The organism is Streptomyces natalensis ATCC 27448 (assembly GCF_000935125.1).
In the GTDB taxonomy this organism is placed as follows: domain Bacteria; phylum Actinomycetota; class Actinomycetes; order Streptomycetales; family Streptomycetaceae; genus Streptomyces; species Streptomyces natalensis.
Genome location: NZ_JRKI01000029.1, coordinates 754,307 through 776,181 on the forward strand (window position 1 = coordinate 754,307; position 21,875 = coordinate 776,181).

Here is a 21,875-nt window from a genome sequence, read left to right on the forward strand (position 1 = left end):
GGAATCCGGCAACGGCCCGGCTGACGAAGGGATACGTCACCATGAGCGGCGCGCCGTCGCCGGCCGCGTGCCTGCGTTCGCTGCGGGCCGTGGTCCTCGACACCGACGGGGTGATCACCGACTCCGCGCGGGCGCACGCGGCCGCCTGGAAGGGCGCCTTCGACGCCGCTCTGGAGGCCGCCGGCGGGCAGCGGCCGTTCGATCCGGTGGGCGAGTATCTGCGGTATGTCGACGGGCGGTCGCGGCAGGACGGGGCGGCCGCGTTCCTCGCCTCCCGTGGTCTGCGGCTGCCGCTGGGGGAGCCGGACGATCCGCCGGGGACCCGGACCGTGCGGGCGGTCGCGGCCCGTAAGGACGCGCTGTTCACGGCCGGTGTGCGCGCGGACGGCGTCGACGCCTGGCCGGGCACGGTGCGGCTGCTTCAGGTGCTGCGGCGCGAGCGGGTGCCGTGCGCCGCGGTCTCCGCCTCCCGGCACGCGACCGCGCTGCTGTCGGCGACGGGGGTGCTCGCGCTGCTCGATGCCGTGGTGGACGGCAACGAGGCGCAGCGGCTGGGCCTGCCGGGCAAGCCGGATCCGGCGCTCTTCCTGGAGGCGGCCCGGCGGCTGGAGGTGCCGGCCCGGGACGCGGCCGTGGTGGAGGACGCGCTGGCCGGCGTGGAGGCCGGACGGCGGGGCGGCTTCGGCCTGGTGGTGGGCGTGGACCGTACGGGCAGCCCGGCCCGCGCGACCGATCTGCGCCGCAGCGGCGCGGACCTGGTCGTGGCCGATGTGGGCGAACTGCTGACCTCCGGGGAGGGCTGATGGACTCGGGCTGGACCTGGTCGTACGAGGGCTACGACCCGCAGGCGGAGCGGCTGCGGGAATCCCTGTGCACGCTGGGCAACGGCTATTTCGCCACCCGGGGCGCGGCGACCGAGACGCTCGCCGGCCCGTTGCACTACCCGGGCACCTATGCGGCGGGCTGCTACAACCGGCTGACCTCACAGGTGGCGGGCCGGCAGATCGAGAACGAGGACATGGTCAACCTGCCGAACTGGCTGCCGCTGCGCTACCGCATCCGCCCCGACGACGCGCCTCCGGGCCCATGGCTCTCCCCCGACCACGAGCAGCTCGCGGAGTTCCGGCAGACGCTGGATCTGCGGCACGGCACGCTGACGCGCTGGTCGACGTACGAGGACGAGGACGGGCGCCGGCTGAAGGTGAAGCAGACCCGGCTGGTCCATATGGAAGATCCTCATCTGGCCGCGCTGCGCACGCTGTTCACCGCCGACGGCTGGGCGGGCCAGGTCGAGGTGTCGACGGGGATCGACGGCGATGTCCGTAACGAGGGGGTGGCGCGCTACCGGGAGCTGGCCAGTCGGCACCTCGGCGACTGGGAATGCGGACGCGAAGGGTCCGACATCGTGTGGCTGAGCTGCCGCACCCTCGATTCGGACGTCCGGATCGCACTGGCCGCCCGGATCCAGGTCGGCTCGGGGCGGGGCGTGCCGCCTCGTACGACCGCGCACACGGCCGAGGGGATCGGCCAGCGGCTGCGGCTGCCGGTCCTCGGGACCGGCGGAACCGCCGTCGTCGACAAGACGGTCACGCTGTACACCTCGCGCGACCCGGCGATCGGCAGCCCGCTGGAGGCGGCCGTGGACGGCGCGCTGGCAGCCCCGGAGTTCCCCCGGCTGCTGGCCACGCACCGGGCCGCCTGGGAGCACCTGTGGCAGCGGGCGGAGCTGGAGGTGCCCGGGGAGGCGGGCGAGATCCTGCGGCTGCATCTGTTCCATGTGCTCCAGACGCTGTCCCCGCACACCGCCGAACTGGACGTGGGCGTCCCGGCCCGCGGGCTGCACGGCGAGGCGTACCGCGGCCATGTCTTCTGGGACGAGCTGTTCGTGCTGCCGTTCTTGAACCTGCATCTGCCGGAGGTCTCCCGGGCGCTGCTCGACTACCGTCACCGGCGGCTGCCCGCGGCCTGCCGGGCGGCGCGGGAGGCCGGCCGGGCGGGGGCGATGTACCCGTGGCAGAGCGGCAGCGACGGCCGGGAGGAGACCCAGCAGCTGCACCTCAATCCGCGCTCGGGACGCTGGCTGCCCGACCATTCGCATCTCCAGCACCACGTCGGCTCGGCCGTCGCCTACAACGTGTGGCAGTACTGCCAGGCCAGCGGCGACCGGGAGTACCTCTACGGCCACGGCGCGGAGATGCTGTTGCAGATCGCCCGGTTCTGGGCCGACTGCGCGCGCTGGGACCCGGCGCTCGGCCGGTACCGCATCCACGGGGTCGTCGGTCCGGACGAGTACCACGACGCCTATCCGGGCGCGGCCGAACCCGGGCTGGACGACAACGCGTACACCAATGTCACCGCCGCCTGGGTGCTGATGCGGGCGCTCGATCTGGGCCGGGAACTCCCCGAGGCGTTGCGCCGGGAGCTGTGCGAGCGCGAGCACCTGCGCGACGATGACCTGGCCCGCTGGGACGATGTCGCCCACGGGCTGTATGTGCCCCACCACGACGGCGTCATCAGCCAGTTCGCGGGCTATCAGGAGCTCGCGGAGCTGGACTGGGCGGAGTACCGCAGGCGTTACGGCGACATCCGGCGGCTGGACCGGATCCTGGAGGCGGAGGGCGACACCGTCAACCGCTATCAGGCGTCCAAGCAGGCCGATGTGCTGATGCTCGGCTATCTCTTCTCACCGGACGAACTCACCGAGGTCTTCCGCCGGCTCGGCTACACCCTCGACGACGACATCTGGCGCAACACCGTCGCCTACTACCTCTCCCGTACCGCCCACGGCTCGACGCTCAGCGCGCTGGTGCATGCCTGGGTGCTGTCGCGGGTGCGGCACGCCGACGCCTGGTCGTACTGCGAGGAGGCGCTGACCGGCGATGTCGCCGACCTCCAGGGCGGCACCACCGCCGAGGGCATCCATCTGGGCGCGATGGCGGGCACCCTGGACCTCGTCCAGCGCGGTATGACCGGCCTGGAGACCCGCGACGAGGCGCTGTGGCTGGCCCCGGCGCCGCTCCCCCAGCTCTCGAAGTTCGCGGTACGGATCCGCTACCGGCGGCACTGGGACATCGGGCTCCAGCTGCGCGCCGAGCGGGTCCGGGTCGCCGTACCGGACCTGGGGAACGGGACGGTCGAAGTGCGGCTCGGCGGGCGGCTGTTCACCGTCGCCCCGGGAACGACCCGCTGGCTGGACCTCCCGGCCACCTCCGGCTACCCCACCCGATGAAGCCCGGAAGAAGCCCGGAGAGCCCCTAGGGCGTCCCGAGGCAGCCCCGAGGAAAGGAGCCCGCCATGACCGCCAGCACGGATCTGCTCATCGATGCCTTCGGGCGCATCCGGGAGAGCGTCGACGATGTGCTCTCCGGACTCGGCACCGCCGAACTCGGCGCCCGCATCGAGGACGAGGCCAACAGCATCGGCTGGCTCGTCTGGCACCTCACCCGGATCCAGGACGACCACCTCGCCGATGCGGCCGGCACCGAGCAGATCTGGACCGCGCAGGGCTGGTACGAGCGGTTCGGGCTGCCGTTCGCGGACTTCGACACCGGTTTCGGCCACTCCCCCGACGATGTGGCGGCCGTCTCCGGCATCGGCCGGCAGCTCCTGAACGGCTATCACGGCGCGGTGTACGACAACACGGTGCGCTACCTCAAGGAGCTGCACGTCAAGGACCTGGAACGGGTCGTCGACGAGGGCTGGGCACCACCGGTCACGCTGGGGGTGCGGCTGGTCAGCGTGCTCGCGGACGATCTCCAGCACGTGGGGCAGGCGGCGTTCATCCGCGGGGTGCTGCGGAGGGCGTAGGGCGGGCCTGCGCCTGCGCCTGTGATCAGCGGGCGCCCTCGGCGCTGGAGGCGCGCACCACGAGCTCGGGCGTCAGGCGTACCGCCCGGCGGGAGGCGAAGCCGGCCGGGCGGTGGGTGAGCAGGCGGGTGGCCTCGGCGGCGAGTTCGGGGACCGGCTGGCGGACGGTGGTCAGGGCCGGGTCGGCCAGGCCCGCCAGGGGGATGTCGTCGAAGCCGGTGACCGCGACCTCGCCGGGGACGTCGGCGCCCAGTTGGCGCAGCCGCTGGAGGGCGCCGACGGCGATGAGGTCGTTGGCGCAGACGACGGCGTCCGGGCGCGCGGGCCACAGGCGGTCGACGGCGGCGCGGCCCCAGGCGACGGAGAAGTCACCCAGTTCGGTGCGGCCGGGCGCCTGCGGGCCGAAGGCGGCGGCGCCGGTCTCGTAGGCCGCCCGCCGTTCGACGGCCGTGGACGCGGTTCCGGCGGCGCCGATGAAACAGGGGCGGCGGCGGCCGGTGGCGGCCAGGTGGTCCAGGACGAGGGCCATTCCGGCGGCGTTGTCGACGGCGACGGAGTCGGCGACACCGGGGCCGCAGCCGCGGTCCAGGAGGACGAGCGGGACGCGGGCGGCCGCCTCCAGGACGGCGTCCCGGCTGTGGTGTTCGTCGGCCGGGATCAGCAGCAGGGCATCGATCTGCCGGTCCAGGAGGGCGCCTATCCGGGCGGCCTCGGTCAGCGGGTCGTCATCGCAGTCGGCGAGCAGGACGGCGCGGCCCTCGGCGTGCAGGGCGTGCTCCAACTCCCGTACCAGGGAAGGGAAGAAGGGGTTGGTGATCTGCGGCAGGACCAGGCCGACGGTGCCGGTGGAGCGGCTGCGCAGGGCGCGGGCGACCTGGTTGGGGCGGTAGCCGAGGCGTGCGGCGGCCTCGCGCACCGTGCGGGCGGTTTCGGCGCCGACCGGACGGGTGCCGGCCAGGACGCGGGAGACGGTGGCCACCGAGCAGCCGGACGCCCGTGCGACGTCCTTCAGGGTCACTTCGGCCACGCTGCTGCGCCCCTTTGCGCTCGGTCAGGACCCGGGTCGGGCCCGGGTGGCGGCAAACGTTATCACCGCCCTTCCAGCGCGTCCGCGCCGATGAGCAGCAGGTCATATGCCTCACACTCCGTTGACATTCGGCCGGTCGATGGGCGAAATTCCCGGAGAACGTTTTCCCGGGGTAGCAGCCTTCTGCGGGCGCGCCTACGAGACGTCACCCCCGCACCACCACCGCAGAGCAAAGGGGCTCCTCCGTTGGCCAGAAAGATCATTCTCGACTGCGACCCGGGGCACGACGACGCCGTCGCCATGCTGCTGGCGCACGGCAATCCGGACGTCGAGCTGGTCGCGGTGACCACCGTGGTCGGGAACCACTTCCTGGAGAAGGTCACGCGCAATGCGCTGTCCGTGGCCACCATCGCCGGTATCACCGGCGTCCCCTTCGCCGCCGGCTGCCCGCGTCCGCTCGTACGCGACATCCAGATCGCGCCGGAGGTCCACGGCGAGACCGGTCTGGACGGCCCCGAGCTGCCCGAGCCGGCGTTCGCGCCGGACCCGCGGCACGCCGTCGACCTGATCATCGACACCGTCATGGCACACGAACCGGGCGAGATCACCCTGGTGCCGACCGCGGGGCTGACGAACATCGCGATGGCGGTGCGCAAGGAGCCGCGGATCGCGGAGCGGGTGCGCGAGGTCGTGCTGATGGGCGGCGGCTTCCACGAGGGCAACTGGAGCGCGGTCGCCGAGTTCAACATCAAGATCGATCCCGAGGCCGCCCACATCGTCTTCAACGAGAAGTGGCCGGTCACGATGGTGGGCCTGGACCTGACCCACCAGGCGCTGGCCACCCCCGAGGTCGAGGCGAAGATCGCCGCCGTCGGCACCGAGCCCGCGCGCTTCGTCCTGGAGCTGCTGGACTTCTTCCGCGAGGCGTACCGCGAGAACCAGGGCTTCGAGCACCCGCCGGTGCACGACCCGTGCGCGGTCGCCTATGTCATCGACCCGGACGTGATGACCGTCCGCAAGGCCCCGGTCGACATCGAGCTGCGCGGTGAGCTGACCCTCGGGATGACCGTGACGGACTTCCGCGCGCCGGCGCCCGCCGACTGCACCACCCAGGTGGCCGTCACGCTCGACCACGAGCGGTTCTGGAACCTGATCGTGGACGCCCTGGAGCGGATCGGGGAGGGCGGCGCGGCATGAACACCCTGACCACCGACCGCCGCCCGGCCGAGGCGGCCAAGGGATCCGGCGTCCGGATCTCCGTCCTGGTCATCGCGCTGCTGGCGGCATGTTTCGCGTTCCAGCTCAATGCGAGCATGCTCAGCCCGGCGCTCACCAGCATTCAGGAGACCCTCGGCGCCAGCCCCGCGGAGATCGGTCTGACCCAGACCGCGTTCTTCACCTCCGCGGCGCTGTTCTCCCTGTTCCTGCCGCGCCTGGGCGATGTCGTCGGCCGCCGCAAGGTGCTGGCCGGCATGCTCGGCCTGATGGCCGTGGGCTGTGTGGTCGCCGCGCTGGCGACCAGCGTCCCGATGCTGTTCGCCGGCCGCATCATCCAGGGCGCCTCCGGTCCGGTCGTCCCGCTGTGTCTGATCATGCTGCGGGTCGAGGTCACCGAGCCCAAGCGGTACGGCACCCTGCTCGGCGTGATCACCGCCGTCAACGGCGGTATCGCCGGTGTCGACTCCCTGGCCGGCGGCTATCTCGCCGACCACCACGGCTTCCAGTCGGTGTTCTGGGCGATGGCGGTGGTCGCCGCGGTGGCCACGGCGCTGATCGCCACCCTGACGCCCGAGTCCAAGGCGCCCGAGGCGACCCGTATGGACTGGCCCGGCGTCGCCTTCCTCGTCGTGTCCATCGGTGCGCTGCTGATCGCGCTGAACGAGGCCGGCAAGCTCGCCGCGGCCGACTGGTCGCTGATCGCGGTGCTCCTGGTCGTCGCCGTGGCCGCGTTCGCCGCCTTCTGGCGGACCGAGAACGCCAGCGGCCATCCGCTGGTCGCCACCCGGCACCTCAAGCAGCGCGGCACCTGGGCGACGCTGCTGACCACCGTGCTCACCATGACCGGTGTGTTCGCCGTGATGAACGGCCTGATCCCGGCGTTCGCGCAGGACGCCCGGGCCGGACTGGGCATGAGCGCCGAGCAGTCCGCCTGGTGGACCCTGACGCCGTACGCGCTGGCCGGTCTCGCCATGGGCCCGGTCGCCGGCCGGCTGGCCGCCACCTTCGGCTACCGCCGTGTGCTGCGCTGCGGCCTGGTCGGCTCGGTGGCGACCGTCGCCTTGATGTTCCTCACCCTCGGCAGCCACTCGCGTCTCCTGCTGCTGGCGGCCTCCCTCCTGGTGGGCATCGCCTACGCGGGCGTGGCGAACATCGTCCTCAACGGGCTGGGCATCGTCCTGTCCCCCCGCGAGAACCCGGGCTTCCTGCCCGGTCTGAACGCGGGCGCCTTCAACCTCGGCGCGGGCCTGAGCTTCGCGCTGCTGTACGCGGTGAAGACCGCCTGCGACCCGGCGGACGCCACGTCCCACGCCGGGTACACGGCCGGCATGATCGCGGGCGTCGTCATCATGGCCCTGGCCATCGCGACGTCGTTCCTGATCCCCAAGCCGGTGGCCGCCGAGACCACCGCCTGAGCACGCCGCCACCGGGTCACCGCCCGTCCCCGAGACAGGCGGTGACCCAGGCGTGGAAGGCCCCGATGTGGTGCTCGCTGGGCACCAGCACCCCGCCGTCGCGGTAGGCGCGGGAGTCCATGGCGGGCTGGGTGCGCTCGCAGGCGGCGAAGTCCTGGGCGTTGACCCGGTGGAAGAGCTCGACGGACCGCGAGACATCGGCGCCGGAGGCGACGACCTCCGGCAGATACAGCCAGTCGCATTCGACGCGCGTCCGGTCGGCGGCCATCGGGAACATCCGGTGGACGATGACATGGTCGGGGACGAGGTTGAGGAACGTCTGCGGGCGGACGGTGACCGCGTAGTAGCGGCGGTCCTGGGCGTCCTCGATCCCCGGCAGCCGGCCGAAACCCGCGCTGCCGTCCACGGTGAACCCGGCCGCCTCCTCGGCGAATTCCGCGCCGTGTCCGACGTAGCACTGCGCGGCGAGTCCCTCCGCGAACTCCGGGAGCACCTCGGTCAGTTCGGGGTGGATGGTCGCGCAGTGATAGCACTCCATGAAGTTCTCGACGATCAGCTTCCAGTTGGCCCGCACGTCGTAGGTGATCCGCTTGCCGAGGGCGAGGCGCTCGGTGCCGTAGCGGTCCAGGGCGGCGGCGTCGCCCAGCCGTTCGGCCGCCGCGCCGATCACCGTCTCCTCGAACGACGGCGGCTGATCGGCGAGGCACACCCAGGCATACCCCAGCCATTCGCGCAGCGGGACGGCGACCAGACCGCGGGCGGTGCGGTCGAGGTCGGGCATCTTCCGGAGGTTGGGGGCGGCCACCAGGCGGCCGTCGAGGTCGTAGGTCCAGGCGTGGTAGGGGCACTGGAGGCTGCGGCGGACCTCGCCGGACTCGTCGGTGCACAGCTGCGCGCCGCGGTGCCGGCAGACGTTGAGGAAGGCGCGCAGCGCGCCCGAGCGGTTGCGGGTGATCAGTACGCTCTCCCGGCCGATGGGCACCGTACGGAAGGCGCCCGGCCGCTCCAGGTCGGCGGCGCGCACCGCGCAGCACCACAGCCGCTCGAAGATCTTCTCCTGCTCCTGACGGAAGAGGCCGGGGTCGGTGTAGTGGTGGCCGGCGAGGGTGGCGATCAGGGTGGGGGACGTCGGGGTCGTCGTCACGGGCGTACTCCTGGTGTGATCGAGCTCGCCTCCGGGGCGGACTCAGGCGGGCGCGGCGGCGAGGCGGTGCGGGTCGAACAGGCCGATGGGGTGCGCGGTGGCACCGGTCAGGGCCAGGTCGGCGAGGATCTCGCCGACGACGGGCACGAACTTGAAGCCGTGCCCGGAGAACCCGCAGGCCACGGTGACCGAGTCCGGGTGCGCGGGATGCCGGGCGAGGACGAAGTGCTCATCGGGAGTGTTGGAATACATGCAGGTGGCGGCCTTGAGGAAGGTGCCGGGCAGATCGGGGAGGCAGCCGGACATCCGGTCCGCCATGGCCGCCACCTCGTGGTCGTGCACCGTGCGGTCGATGGTCTCGGGAGTGCAGACGGTGCCCTTGCGGAAGAAGGCGACCTTGGCGCCGAGGTCCGGTCCGTCGATCGCGGGGAAGCCGTAGACCTGGACCCCCGCCGCGTCCTCCCAGATGTAGACGGGGTGGTGCGCGGGCAGGAACGGGCGGATTCCGCCGCGCGGTTGGAACCAGTACATGAGGTGCCGCTCGATGGTGAACGGCACCCCGAGGTCGGTGAGCAGCTGCGGCGCCCAGGCGCCCGGACAGATCACCAACTGGCCCGCGGTGTAGGTGTTTTCGGCGGTGTGGACGCGCACGCCGTCGCGGTAGGGCTCCCAGCGGACCATCGGCTCGTCGAAGTGCAGCGCGGCGCCCTGCCGGGTGGCGAGCTGGAGGTGCGCGGCAACCAGGTTCTCGGGGCGGACCAGGCCCGCCCGCCGCTCGTACAGCGCGACCTCGTCGTCGTGCGGGGTCAGGGTCGGGAAACGACGGCGGATCTCCGGGGCGTCCAGCATCTCGTGGGGCAGATCCCACTGGAGGGCCGAGCGCAGGGAACCGGCCACCGTCCGCGAGGCGGGGCGTCCGACCATCACCCCGCCGCACAGGGTGGCGATCTCCCGGCCGGTCGCCCGCTCCACCTCCGCATACAGCTCGTACGCGCGCAGCAGCAGCGGCACATAGGCGGGGTCCTCGAAGTAGGACTGCCGGGTGAGGCGCGAACCGCCGTGGCTGGAGCCGCGGTGGTGGACCGGGCCGAACTTCTCCAGGCCGAGCACGCGGGCTCCCCGTGCGGACAGATGGTGGGCAGCGGCGCTGCCCATACCGCCGAGACCGATCACGATCACGTCATGGGTGGGGGACATGGTGGCCTCCTCGCGGCGACTGCGCTCACGTCAGGATGTGGGTCATCTTCGCGTCGAACAGCGGCTCTTCGGCGACGGTCGCGGGGAGCCGCGCACCGAAGTACTCGATATGGACGCCCGTGCCGGGGGCGAGCGGCGGCAGCCAGGCGTAGGCGATGCAGCGGCCGAGGGTGTAGCCGTAGGCGGCGCTGGTGACGTAACCGGCCACGGCATGGATGGGGGCACCTCCCGTGCATGGGGGTCCCCCCGCTCGAGCGGAGTCGAGAGTGGGGGAGGAGTCGAGAGTGGGGGAATACACCGGTTCCTTGCCGAGGACGACCGCCGCCGGGTCGTCGAGGAGGAGGGGCGTCAGCGTACGGGCCAGCGGGGCGTCGTCCAGTGCCGCCCGTCCCAGGAACTCCTTGTCCCGGCGGACGGCGAAGCCGAGGCCCGCCTCGTACGGGGTGTGCTCGTCGGTCATGTCCACGCCCCAGGCGCGGTATCCCTTCTCCAGCCGCAGGCTGTTGAACGCGCTGCGCCCGGCGGCGATCACCCCGTGCTCCCGGCCCGCCTCCCACAGCGTGTCCCACAGCCTCAGGCCCAGGTCGGCGGTGGTGTACAGCTCCCAGCCCAGCTCGCCGACGTAACTCAGCCGCAGCGCCGTCACCGGCACATGGCCGAGGTAGGTCTGCCGGGCGCGGAAGTAGCCGAAGCCCTCGTGGGAGAAGTCGTCGCGGGTGAGCGGCTGGACGAGGTCGCGGGCGAGCGGCCCCCATACGCCGATGCAGCAGGTGCCGGAGGTGACGTCGCGAAGGTGAACTCCGGCGGGCGCATGGCGCAGCAACCAGTCCAGGTCGGAAGGGGAGTTGGCGCCGATCTGGAAGCGGTCGTGGGCCAGGCGGGCGACGGTGAGGTCGGAACGGATGCCGCCGGACTCGTCCAGGAGGAGGGTGTAGGTGACCGCGCCGGGCTTTTTGCGGACGTTGTTGGTGGTCATGTGCTGGAGGAAGTCCAGGGCGCCGGGGCCGGTGACCTCCAGTCTGCGCAGCGGAGTCATGTCGTAGAGGGCGACCCGCTCCCGTGTCGCCCGCGCCTCGGCGGCGGCGATCGGCGACCAGTACCGGGCCGACCAGGCGTCGCGCTCGGGGAGGCGGATGCCGTCGGCGAGCGGGGCGTTGGCCTCGTACCAGTGCGGGCGCTCCCAGCCGCCGCCTTCCAGGAAGTACGCGCCGAGTTCCTGCTGACGGGGATGGAAGGGGCTGGTGCGCAGTGGGCGGGGGTGCTCCATGGGCTGGAGCGGGTGGATGATGTCGTAGACCTCGACGAAGTTCTGGGCGCCGCGATCGGCGGTGTAGGCGGGTGAGCGCTGGGCGTCCTCGAAGCGGGCGACCTCGCATTCGTGGAGGTCGGCGGCGGGGCGGCCGTCGGTCATCCACTCGGCGACGGCCTTGGCGGCGCCCGCGGAATGGGTGACCCAGACCGCCTCGGCCAGCCAGAATCCGCGCAGCTCACGGGATTCGCCGAGGAGGGGCATGCCGTCGGGGGTGAAGGAGAAGACGCCGTTGAAGCCGCGCTCGACGGTGGCTTCGGCCAGCGCGGGCAGCAGGTCGAGGGCGTCCTGCCAACTCGGGGCGAAGTCCTCCTCGGTGAACGGCAGCGAGGACGGCATGAGGTGGGGGTCCCTCCTGCTCGAACGCAGCTGTGAGCTTGGGGGAGCCTCGTCGTAGGCAGGGACCCTGAGGGGGTCGACGGGCATCGGGCGGTGGGCGTAGGAGCCGATGCCCAGGCGGCTCCCGGAGGGGTCGAGATGCTCGCGGAAGTACAGATCGCGGTCCTGGAAGCGCAGGATCGGCCGGATCGCCTCGGTGCCCGGGGCGTGGGCGCCGGTCAGTTCGGGCAGCGGTGCGGTCGTGGCGTACTGGTGGGCCAGCGGCAGCAGCGGGACGTCCACACCGGCCATCGCCCCGATCACCGGGCCCCAGAATCCGGCGGCGGAGACGACGTGGTCGGCGGGGAAGGTGCCGCGGTCGGTGACCACCGCGGTGATGCGGCCGTCCGCCTTTTCGAGGCCGGTGACGGTGTGCCGGTCGAGGAAGCGGGCGCCGCGGCTCTCGGCCCGTGCGATCTGGGCGCGGCAGGCGGGCAGGGCGCGGGCCAGGCCGTCGTCGGGGGTGTGGAAGCCGCCGTGCAGGCGGGTCTCGTCCAGCATCGGCCACAGCTTTTTGCACTGCTGCGGGGTGAGCAGTTCGCCGCGTACGCCCCAGGAGGCGGCGAGTCCGGCCTTGCGGTGCAGATCTGCCCAGCGGGCTTCGGTGGTGGCGATTTCGAGGCCGCCGACGGGGAGGAAACAGGGCAGTCCGTCGGCGTCGAGGGAGCCGAACTTCCGGACGGTGTAGGCGGCGAACTCGGTCATGGTCTTGGCCGGATGGGTCTGGAAGACCAGGCCGGGGGCGTGTGAGGTGGAGCCGCCGGGGGCCGGGAGCGGGCCCTGTTCGAGGACGGTGACCTCACTCCAGCCGCGGGCGGTCAGCTCGTCGGCGAGGGAGCAGCCGACGATGCCGGCGCCGATGACGACCACGCGGGATCGGTGTGCGGGCGTACGGGACATGGCCCTCCTCCTGGCGACGCCAGTGTTGCGCACTGCACGACTGGTTGCGCGATAGGAGACATCGCGCGCCGGGAGACATCGTGAAAGCGGCGCCTCGGCAGCGTCAAGAGGCCCGGGACGGCTCGTCACAAAAGGCCGGTTACGGACGCGGACACGGCGGCGGGGCCGAAGCAGCCGCTCCGGCCCCGCGCCCCTCCCCCAGCCGTCTGCCGGGGGACCCCCACCTCGCTTCGCTCGCCCCTTGCGCCTCAGCCGCTCAACAGGCGTATCCCATCCGCCGCGAGAGCTCCGCCGCGGCGACGACGGTGCGCTTGACCACCTCCGCGAGCCGGTCCTCGGCCAGCCGGTAGGCGGGCACCGACACGCTGATCGCCCCGATGACCGTCCCGTCGTGCGCCCGTACCGGCGCGGCCACCGCACGCAGCCCCAGCTCCAACTCCTCGATGGCCAGCGCGTATCCGCGGTCGACCACCTCCGCCAGCTCCCGGCGCAGCGCCGCGGGCGAGGTGAGCGTCCGCTCGGTCAGCCGGGGCAACTTCCGTGCCAGATAGGCTTGTTGGACCGCATCCGGCTGATGGGCGAGGAGCGTCTTGCCGCTGGAGGTGGCGTGCAGCGGGGTCCGCCGGCCGAGCCAGTTCTGCGCGGTGACCGAGGCCGGGCCGCGGGCCTGCATGATGTTGACGGCGGCGGTCTTGTCCAGCACCGCGATATTGACCGTTTCGCCCAGCTCGTCGGCGAGGCCCCGGCACACCGGGGCGCCCTCCTGCGAGATGTCCAGCCGTACGGCGGCCGCCCCGGCCAGCCGCAGCACCCCCGCGCCCAGGTAGTACTTGCCGCGCTCCTGCTCCTGCGCGACCAGCCCCCGGTTCTCCAGCACCCCGAGCAGCCGGAACGCGGTCGATTTGTGCACGCCCAGCTCGTCGGCGACCTCGGTCACCCCGGCCTCTCCGTGCCGGGCGAGGATCTCCAGGACGCTCACCGCGCGGTCCACCGACTGCACCGCACCGGCCGGCCCTTTCGCCGCCCTGGGCGCCACCCGCTCCGCCGCCGTGTCGGTCATCGCGCCGACCCCGCCCTCTGCCAGTGCCCTCGCCGCATCGATTCCGCTCCTTCGGTCGTCGTGGTCCACGCCGACGGAGAGCGCTGCGCCATCGACGACATCCGCCCGCACCGCCGGGCCTCGCCCGGCGCCCCGCGCAGGGGGTGTCTGGTCGACTGCCCGCTGTGCGCCACTTCATTCGATCTGTCACCGACGGCGGCCCGGCCGGTGTCCGACGGGGCGGCGTCCACCGGCCCGCTTGACACCCCGCCCCCGTCGGGTCGACTATCCCGGGGTGAACCTGTCAGACAGCCAGACAGCTGGCGAGATGCCGAGGCGTGTCAGCGCGATGGAGGCGGTGCTCGGCCACCTCCGCGGCGCGATCGAGCGCGGCGACTACGCGGTCGGGGACAAGCTGCCGTCCGAGGCGGAGCTGTGCCGACGACTGGAAGTGAGCAGGCCCGTCCTGCGCGAGGCCCTGCGGGCGCTCCAGACCATGGGGCTCACCGTCTCGCGCACCGGCAAGGGCACCTTCGTCGTCTCCGACGGCGCGGTCGCCGACCCCACCTTCGGCGACTACGCGGCCAGCGATCTGCTGGAGGTGCGCCGCCATGTGGAGATCCCGGTGGCCGGGTACGCCGCCGTGCGCCATACGCCCGAGGACCTCGATCACCTGACCCATCTGCTGGAGCGGATGGAGCGGGAGACCGACACCACGGCCTGGGTCGCGATGGACACCCTCTTCCATCTGGCCATCGCCCAGGCGGCGCGCAATCCGGTCTTCCGGCGGGTCATCGAGGAGATCCGCGATGCGCTGGCGCGTCAGTCGGCCTTCCTCAACGAACTCGGCGGACGGCGCGAGCAGTCCAATCGCGAGCACCGGGCGATCGTCGAGGCGCTGACCGACCGGTCCGAGCAGGACGCCGCCGAGGCGATGGCCCACCACCTCGCCCGCGTCGAGTCGACGCTGTCCACCATCGTGCGGCCGGCCCACCGTACGGCCCCCTCCCCCTCCCCCGACGCAGAGGACCAGGCGTGAGCGAGCGGAGCGTGGGGGTCCCCCCGGCCGGAGGCTGGGGGAGAACAATCAAGAGGTGCGCGCCTCGCGAATGCGGGGCCGAGCGAAGCGAGGTTTCGGCATGAGCGAACAGTCCCTTCGGCAGTCACCGCCGTCGTCCACCCGCCGCACGCCGGGCGCGCCGCCCGATGTGCGCGAACCGGCCCATGCGCCCGTCGCCCATATGGTGCGCGGCGGTCTCGTCGAAGGGGTCCACCACGGCTCGGTCGTCGTGCTGGCGGCCGACGGCAGCGTGGAATTCCAGGCGGGCGACATCGAGGCGGCGTTCTACCCCCGCTCGGCGCTCAAGCCGCTTCAGGCGGTCGGTCTGCTGCGGGCGGGGCTGCCGCCGCTGGACGACGCCTCGCTGGCGCTGACCGCCGCCAGCCACTCCGGCGCGGCGGTCCACCTCTCGGCGGCCCGGCGGCTGCTGCGGTCGGCCGGGCTGACCGAGGACGCACTGCGCAACGTCCCGGATCTGCCGTACGGCGCCGAGGAACGGGAGGAGTGGCTGCGGCGCGGCCTGGGCCCCACCCGGCTCGCGCAGAACTGCTCCGGCAAGCACGCCGCGATGCTGATCACCGCCCAGGCACGGGGCTGGTGCCTGGACAGCTACCTCGATCCCGGGCATCCGCTCCAGTGGGAGCTGGCCGCGGCGGTGGAGGACCTGACCGGACAGGGCATCGCCCACGTCACGGTCGACGGCTGCGGGGCGCCGCTGTTCGCCGTCTCGCTGCACGGTCTGACCAGGGCGGCGGCCCGGCTCGCGACCGCCGCACCGGACACCGACGAGGGCCGGATCGCGGCCGCCATGCGCGCGCACCCGGAGATGATCGCCGGGGAGGGGCGGGACGTCACCCGGCTGATGCGGGCGATACCCGGGATGATCGCCAAGGACGGCTTCGAGGGCGTACAGATCGCGGCGCTGCCGGACGGCCGGGCGGTCGGCGTGAAGATAGCCGACGGCGCCGACCGCGCCCGGATGCCGGTGACGGCCGCGGCCCTGGAACGCTGCGGGCTCGACCCCCGGATCCTGGCCCCCTTCGCCGCCGCACCGGTCATCGGCGGCGGTGAGCCGGTCGGTTCCCTGCGCGCCGCGGGCACGCTGGCCCCGCACTCCGCCCCGTAGCCGCTCCCCCACCCCTCTCCCGCAAAGGACACCCGCACCATGACCGCCGCCTGCCCCGGCCACCGCCGCGAACACGATCTCCTGGGCGACCGGGACATACCCGCCGACGCCTACTGGGGCGTGCACACCCTGCGCGCCACGGAGAACTTCCCCGTCACCGGGACGGCGATCTCCGCCTACCCGCACCTGATCAACGCCCTCGCCGCCGTCAAGGAAGCCGCCGCGCGGGCCAACCAGGACCTCGGGCTGCTCGCCCCCGAGAAGGCCGACGCCATCGCGGCCGCCTGCCGGGAGATCCGGGAACAGGGCCTGCTGCACGACCAGTTCGTCGTCGACGTCATCCAGGGCGGCGCCGGTACGTCGACGAACATGAACGCCAATGAGGTCATCGCCAATCGCGCCCTGGAGATCCTGGGCCGCGCCAAGGGCGACTACGGCAGTCTGCACCCCAACGAGGACGTCAACCTCGGCCAGTCCACCAATGACGTCTACCCGACCGCGGTCAAGGTGGCCACGGTCATCGCCGTCCGCGAACTCCTTGAGGCGATGGGCCTGTTGCGCGAGACCTTCGCCGCCAAGGCCGAGGAGTTCCGCGACGTCCTCAAGATGGGGCGCACCCAGCTCCAGGACGCCGTGCCGATGACGCTGGGCCAGGAGTTCTCCGCGTATGCGGTGATGCTGGAGGAGGACCAGAGCCGGCTGGCCGAGGCCGCGCTGCTCATCCACGAGATCAACCTCGGCGCCACCGCCATCGGCACCGGTCTCAACGCCCCGGAGGGCTATGCGGAGGCGGCCCGCCGCCATCTGGCCGCGCTCACCGGCCTGCCGCTGGTCACCGCGGCCAACCTCGTCGAGGCCACCCAGGACTGCGGGGCGTTCGTCCATCTCTCGGGCGTCCTCAAGCGCATCGCCGTCAAGCTCTCCAAGAGCTGCAACGACCTGCGGCTGCTCTCGTCCGGTCCGCGGGCCGGGCTCGGGGAGATCAATCTGCCGCCGGTGCAGGCGGGTTCGAGCATCATGCCCGGCAAGGTCAACCCGGTGATCCCCGAGGTCGTCAACCAGGTCGCCTTCGAGGTGATCGGCAACGACGTCACCATCACCATGGCAGCGGAGGCCGGTCAGCTCCAGCTCAATGCGTTCGAGCCGATCATCCTGCACTCCCTGTCGGAGAGCATCCCCCACCTGGGAGCCGCCTGCCGCACCCTGGCCGACCGCTGCGTCGCGGGCATCACCGCCAACACCGAGGCGCTGCGCGCGACGGTGGAGAACTCCATCGGCCTGGTCACGGCGCTCAACCCGCACATCGGCTACACCGCCGCGACCACCATCGCCCAGGAGGCGCTGGCCACCGGGCGCGGCGTGGCCGAACTTGTCCTGGAAAGGGGCCTGCTGCCGGCCGACCGGCTGGCGGATCTGCTGCGGCCGGAGGTGCTGGCGGGGCAGTAGGCGCCGCCCGCCGCCGTGGTCGGCGCCGCCGATTTGGCGAATGTCACAGATCAATGGCGCCGACAATTCCGGACATTACGCCCGTTTCTTGAGGGTGGTCGCGGCCGGTCCCCGTATCGTCACCGTCGTCCCTTTACGGAAATGTGCCGTAATCCATGGCACATCGGACGGCCGGAACGGATGTCCCTCATGCGCGCATCGCTCACGTCTCGCCGTGCCCGACGCGGCCTGGCCGCGGTCGTGGCGGCCGGCACGCTGCTCACGGTCGTCAGTGCGGCGACCCCCGCGATGGCGAGCACCGCCAGTTCCCCCGCGGGCGCCTCGCAGGTGGAGTGCAGTTCGGACAAGCCCGGACTCGCCTCCACGCTGTCGCACGACATAGCGGCCGCCCTCGACGGCCGCAAGGGCCAGTCGGCCATGGCCCTCTACGACCGGACCACCGGGACCACCTGCCGTTACCGCGCCGCCGAGCACTTCGACTCCGCGAGCGTGGTCAAGGTCACGGTGCTCGGGGCGCTGCTGCACCGGGCCGACGAGGCGCACCGTCGCCTCACGGCGCAGGAGGACCGCTGGGCCACCGCCATGATCACCAAGTCGGACAACGCCTCGACCGACGCCCTCTGGCACGAGATCGGGCTCGCCGGGGTCGAGCGGTTCCTGGATCTTGCGGAGATGCACGACACGGTGCCGGGCACGGGCGGCTCGTGGGGGCTCACCCAGATCACCGCGGACGACCAGCTGTCGCTGCTGCGGCTGCTGACGTCGGAGAACGACGTCCTGACCCCGGCCGACCGGGCCTACGCCCTGGACCTGATGCACCGGGTCGAGGCGGACCAGCAGTGGGGGGTGCCCGCGGGGGCGCCCGCCACGGCCACCGTGCACGTCAAGAACGGCTGGCTGCCCCGCAAGACCAACGGCTGGCGGGTGCACAGCGTCGGCGTCTTCACCGGCGGCGGCCATGACTACGGCATCGCGGTCCTCTCGCACGGCAACCGCACCATGCAGGACGGCGTGGCCACCATCGAGGCGGCCGCGCGGCTGATCCAGCGCGATCTGACGTCGTAGCGGTCGGGCGTCGCCCGCGCCGCGTCAGCGCAGCCGGGCGATGAGGACGGCGACGTCGTCGTGGTCGTCCGGATCGCGCAGGGCCTCCAGGAGGCGGTCGCAGGTCTCCTCCAGCGAACGGTCGGGGGCGTCCAGCAGGCGCAGCAGCAGCGCCAGGCGCTCGTCGAGGGGGTCGTGGCGGGTCTCGACCAGGCCGTCGGTGTAGAGGACCAGCCGGTCGCCGGGGCGCAGGTCGAAGGTGGTGTCCTCGAAGGGGACGCCGCCCACGCCGAGCGGCACGCCGGTGGGCAGATCCAGCAACCGGGGCGGCTCGCCGGTGCGCATCAGCACCGGGGGCAGATGTCCGGCGACGGCGATGCGGCAGGCGGCGCGGTGCGGGTCGTAGACGGCATAGGCGCAGGTGGCGTACTGGTCCAGATCGGCGGTGATCTTGTCGATGTGCCGCAGGACGCCGGCCGGCGGGATGTCGAGGTCGGCCAGCGTGGAGGTGGCGGTGCGCAGCCGTCCCATGGTGGTGGCGGCGTTGATGCCGCTGCCCATCACATCGCCCACGACGAGCGCGGTCTTGTCGGCGACGAGGGGAATGACGTCGAACCAGTCGCCGCCGACCTCCAGGGTGGTGCCGGCGGGCCGGTAGCGGGTGGCGATCTCCAGGCCGGTCCGCTGGGGCGGGCGGCCGGGCAGCAGGCTGCGCTGGAGGGTGACGGCGGCGTCGCGCAGGCTCTGGTAGAGGCGGGCGTTGTCGATGCAGACGGCGGCCCGGTCGGCCAGTTCACCGGCCAGGGTCAGATCGTCCTCGTCGAAGGGCTCGGGATTACGGGCGCGGGTCAGGCACAGCGCGCCGAGCACCCCGCCGCGGGCGATCAGCGGCGTGGTCAGGTAGGTGTGGACGCCGGCGCGGGCCAGGAGGGCTGCGGCCTCGGGGTCGCGGGCGATCCGGGCGAGGTCCCGGTCGTCGACATGCGGGACCAGGATGGGGCGCCCGGTCCGTACGCACTGGGTGACCAGCCGGTCGGCCCCGTAGCGGGCGAGGTGGCCGGGCGGGTCGGCGGCGCGGACCGCCTCGCTGGGGTAGGCGGCCTTCACGGCGAGGGCCCGGAAGAGCGCGGGGCGGGCGCCGGGCTCGGCGGGCCGGCGGTCTTCCAGAACGGAGTCGAGGACGTCCACCGCCGCCACGTCGGCCAGTTCGGGCACCGCGACATCGGCCAGTTCGTGGGCGGTGCGGTCCACTTCCAGCGTGGTGCCGATACGGGACGAGCCGTCGGCGATCACGGCCAGGCGCCACCGGGCGCGGGCCGCCTCCGTGGCGGCCCGTTGCCGGTCGGTGACATCCACCAGCAGGCCCGCCACGCCCAGGACCCGCCCGGCGGGGTCCTCCAGCCGGTAGTAGGAGACCGACCAGGTGTGATCGTGGCCGGGATCGGCGGGGGTGCGGCCCACGGTGTACTCGTCGACCAGGGGGCGGCCGGTCTCCAGGACCTGCCGCAGTGCGGCCTCGATCTCCGCGGCGTCCAGGAACGGCAGCACTTCGTGGACCGTACGGCCGAGATGGTCCTTGGCCGGGATGCCGTTCATCCGCTCCAGCGCCGGGTTGACGGCCAGATAGCGCAGATCGGTGTCGAGGACGGCCACCCCGATCGGGGACTGCGCCACCAGCCGCGTGGACAGCGCCACATCCCGTTCCACCTGGCTGAGCGTCGCCTCGTCGGTGGCGATGCCCAGCGCATAGAAGTCGCCGCGGTCGTCCAGCAGCCGCATGTTGCGGAACTCCACCAGCGGCATGCTGCCGTCCTTGCGGCGTACGGGAAAGGACCCGGCCCAGACCTCGCCCGTCCCCATCACCTCGGTGAACAGCCGAAGCACCAGGTCAAGATGTTGGGGAGGGACCAGCAGCGGTCCCGCGTGGTGGCCCAGCGCCTCCTGCGCCGTATAGCCGAACAGCGCCTCGGCCTGCGGGCTCCACAGCACGATCCGGCCCTCGGCGTCCAGGACCACCGCCGCCACGCCGAGCAGATCCAGCAGCCCGCTGCGCTCCGCCGACCCGGACGCCCACTGCCCGTCCGCGGAGCCGAAGGGGACCCCTGTACTCATCGCAGGCACTCCCTCCGCCGGTGAACGCGCACCTCGCGGTCCATCCATGGTCCCCCGGACCCGGGCGAATGCGCAGCACGGTCGCCGCTGCCGGGCGCGGGGGCGTGGTCAGCGGTCGGCCGCGGCACGGCGGCGGGGCTTGGCGCGGATATGCATCCGCTCGCCCTGGCGGCCGAAGATGCTCAGGACCTCCACGGGCCCCTCGCCGGTGGTGCCGAACCAGTGCGGCAGCCGGGTCTCGAACTCGGCGGCCTCGCCCGGTTCCAGGGTCAGATCGTGGTCGGCCAGGACCAGCCGGAGCGTGCCGGAGATGACATAGAGCCACTCATAGCCCTCGTGGGTGCACGGCTCGGGGGTCTTGCGGGTGGGCGGGAGCACCATCTTGTAGGTCTGGTGCGGGCCGGGCTGGCGGGACAGCGGCAGCACGGTGGTGCCGTTCACGGTCCGGGGCGTGATCCGCACCCGGGGATCGCCGACCTCGGGCGCGCCGACCAGTTCGTCCAGCGGCACCTGATGGGCCTGGGCGATGGGCAGCAGCAGTTCCAGGCTCGGGCGGCGCTGCCCGGACTCCAGGCGGGACAGGGTGCTCTTGGAGACGCCGGTGGCCTCGGAGAGGGCGGCGAGGGTGACGCCGCGCTGCGTACGCAACCGCTTGAGGCGCGGGCCGACCTCGTCGAGGACCTGGGCGATGGCGGGTGCGGGCTCCATGGCGCCCATTGGACATGGTCGTCCCCGAAACGGCAATAGGGGTTGTCGATTATGGACAGGGAGGGGCGGACCGAGCACCCGACGCGGGCGGCGCCGTCCGGACGGCGCCGCCCGCGTCACCCGCGTCGGCGGGAGGGCTCGGACGTCAGGATTCGTTCCGGTCGCGGTCCTGCATGGCCGCGGTCATGACGTCGTTGACCGCGGTCTCGGTGGCCGCCTTGGTGATGCCGAGGCCGGACAGGACGCCCGTACCGGCCTCGCGTTCCAGCAGGGCGAGCAGGATGTGCTCGGTGCCGATGTAGTTGTGGCCCAGGCGCAGGGCCTCGCGGTAGGTGAGCTCCAGCGCCTTCTTCGCCTGCGCGTCGAACGGGATCAGGGCCGGCAGCTCCTCGGCCGCGGGCGGCAGCGCCGCGGTGGCGGCCTCGCGGACGGCGTCCGCACTCGCCCCCTGCTCCACCAGCGCCCTGGCCCCGATCCCGTCCGGCTCGGTCAGCACCCCCAGCAGCAGATGCTCGGGACGGATGGTGTCGTGGGAGGCCGCGCGGGCCGCCTCCTGGGACGCCACCACGGCCTTGCGCGCCCGCGGGGTGTAGCGGCCGAACGCCTGCTGCGCATCGAAGTCCGCCGGTTCGCCGGATCCCTTGGGCACGAAGCGCTTCTGTGCCGCCTGCTTGCTGACGCCCATGCTCGTGCCGATCTCCGTCCAGGACGCGCCCGAACGGCGCGCCTGGTCCACGAAGTGGCCGATCAGATGGTCGGCCACATCGCCGAGGTGCTCGGCGGCGAGCACCGCGTCGGAGAGCTGGTCGAGTGCGTCGGTGTGGACGTTCTTGATGGCCTCGATCAGATCGTCGAGGCGGACCGGATTCGTTGTGCGGTCTGAATTCCCCATGCGTCAACCATAGGTTGACGACCAGGGGAACGTCAACCCTTGGTTGACGATCG

Annotated in this window: 17 protein-coding genes; 9 read left to right on the forward strand and 8 right to left on the reverse strand. The window is 72.5% G+C overall.

From position 1 onward, the window contains the following. Positions 1–41 precede the first annotated feature (41 nt). The 3 genes from SNA_RS22825 (at position 42) to SNA_RS22835 (ending at position 3,807) form a co-directional block, all read left to right on the forward strand. Positions 42–803, forward strand: coding sequence for an HAD family hydrolase (locus SNA_RS22825; RefSeq protein WP_044366425.1), 762 nt, complete (start codon positions 42–44; stop codon positions 801–803). Then, positions 803–3,229, forward strand: coding sequence for a glycoside hydrolase family 65 protein (locus tag SNA_RS22830; protein ID WP_044366426.1), 2,427 nt, complete (start codon positions 803–805; stop codon positions 3,227–3,229). The genes SNA_RS22825 and SNA_RS22830 overlap by 1 nt, the downstream gene beginning before the upstream one ends. Before the next feature lie 65 nt (positions 3,230–3,294). Continuing rightward, entirely contained in the window at positions 3,295–3,807 is a 513-nt protein-coding gene (locus SNA_RS22835) for a mycothiol transferase (RefSeq protein WP_030067230.1), read from the forward strand. 25 nt (positions 3,808–3,832) lie between these two features. Here the strand turns inward: SNA_RS22835 and SNA_RS22840 are convergent, their stop codons facing one another. Further along, positions 3,833–4,834 carry a LacI family DNA-binding transcriptional regulator gene (locus SNA_RS22840; RefSeq protein WP_044366427.1) on the reverse strand — a complete coding sequence of 334 codons (1,002 nt, stop codon included), beginning with the start codon at positions 4,832–4,834 and terminating at the stop codon, positions 3,833–3,835. Positions 4,835–5,080: 246 nt separating this feature from the next. Here SNA_RS22840 and uriH point away from each other — a divergent pair, with 246 nt between their 5' ends. Continuing rightward, positions 5,081–6,031: a uridine-preferring nucleoside hydrolase UriH gene (uriH, locus tag SNA_RS22845; protein WP_030067233.1), complete on the forward strand. Its 951-nt coding sequence runs from the start codon at positions 5,081–5,083 to the stop codon at positions 6,029–6,031. Further along, positions 6,028–7,467 (forward strand): uridine transporter UriT, encoded by a 1,440-nt coding sequence (gene uriT / locus SNA_RS22850; RefSeq protein ID WP_044366428.1) that lies wholly within the window; start codon positions 6,028–6,030, stop codon positions 7,465–7,467. The genes uriH and uriT overlap by 4 nt, the downstream gene beginning before the upstream one ends. A gap of 16 nt (positions 7,468–7,483) precedes the next feature. On the opposite strand, the gene SNA_RS22855 is transcribed toward uriT, so the two are convergent. The 4 genes from SNA_RS22855 to SNA_RS22870 form a co-directional block, all read right to left on the reverse strand. Next, entirely contained in the window at positions 7,484–8,611 is a 1,128-nt protein-coding gene (locus tag SNA_RS22855) for an aromatic ring-hydroxylating oxygenase subunit alpha (protein WP_030067234.1), read from the reverse strand. Between the two features lie 42 nt (positions 8,612–8,653). Beyond that, a complete protein-coding gene (gene solA / locus SNA_RS22860; RefSeq protein ID WP_030067235.1) occupies positions 8,654–9,808 on the reverse strand; it encodes an N-methyl-L-tryptophan oxidase in 1,155 nt (384 codons plus the stop codon). Positions 9,809–9,833: 25 nt separating this feature from the next. Further along, entirely contained in the window at positions 9,834–12,395 is a 2,562-nt protein-coding gene (locus SNA_RS22865; protein WP_030067236.1) for a GcvT family protein, read from the reverse strand. 256 nt (positions 12,396–12,651) lie between these two features. After that, entirely contained in the window at positions 12,652–13,455 is an 804-nt protein-coding gene (locus tag SNA_RS22870; RefSeq protein ID WP_198535115.1) for an IclR family transcriptional regulator, read from the reverse strand. A 274-nt stretch (positions 13,456–13,729) separates the two neighbouring features. Between SNA_RS22870 and SNA_RS22875 the strand changes: the two genes are divergently transcribed. From SNA_RS22875 to SNA_RS22890, 4 genes are all read left to right on the forward strand, one after another. Continuing rightward, a complete protein-coding gene (locus tag SNA_RS22875; RefSeq protein WP_030067239.1) occupies positions 13,730–14,473 on the forward strand; it encodes a FadR/GntR family transcriptional regulator in 744 nt (247 codons plus the stop codon). Positions 14,474–14,573: 100 nt separating this feature from the next. After that, a complete protein-coding gene (locus SNA_RS22880; RefSeq protein ID WP_044366435.1) occupies positions 14,574–15,620 on the forward strand; it encodes an asparaginase in 1,047 nt (348 codons plus the stop codon). A gap of 39 nt (positions 15,621–15,659) precedes the next feature. After that, positions 15,660–17,066 carry an aspartate ammonia-lyase gene (gene aspA, locus SNA_RS22885; protein ID WP_044366437.1) on the forward strand — a complete coding sequence of 469 codons (1,407 nt, stop codon included), beginning with the start codon at positions 15,660–15,662 and terminating at the stop codon, positions 17,064–17,066. A 189-nt stretch (positions 17,067–17,255) separates the two neighbouring features. Further along, positions 17,256–18,131, forward strand: a complete 876-nt coding sequence (locus SNA_RS22890; protein ID WP_030067243.1) for a serine hydrolase — start codon at positions 17,256–17,258, stop codon at positions 18,129–18,131. A 24-nt stretch (positions 18,132–18,155) separates the two neighbouring features. Here the strand turns inward: SNA_RS22890 and SNA_RS22895 are convergent, their stop codons facing one another. The 3 genes from SNA_RS22895 to SNA_RS22905 all read right to left on the reverse strand — a co-directional run bounded on the left by SNA_RS22895 (position 18,156) and on the right by SNA_RS22905 (position 21,822). Then, entirely contained in the window at positions 18,156–20,222 is a 2,067-nt protein-coding gene (locus SNA_RS22895) for a SpoIIE family protein phosphatase (RefSeq protein WP_044366440.1), read from the reverse strand. A gap of 108 nt (positions 20,223–20,330) precedes the next feature. Next, entirely contained in the window at positions 20,331–20,930 is a 600-nt protein-coding gene (locus tag SNA_RS22900) for a helix-turn-helix domain-containing protein (protein WP_030067246.1), read from the reverse strand. 145 nt (positions 20,931–21,075) lie between these two features. Next, a complete protein-coding gene (locus SNA_RS22905) occupies positions 21,076–21,822 on the reverse strand; it encodes a Clp protease N-terminal domain-containing protein (protein ID WP_044366442.1) in 747 nt (248 codons plus the stop codon). Positions 21,823–21,875 lie beyond the last annotated feature (53 nt).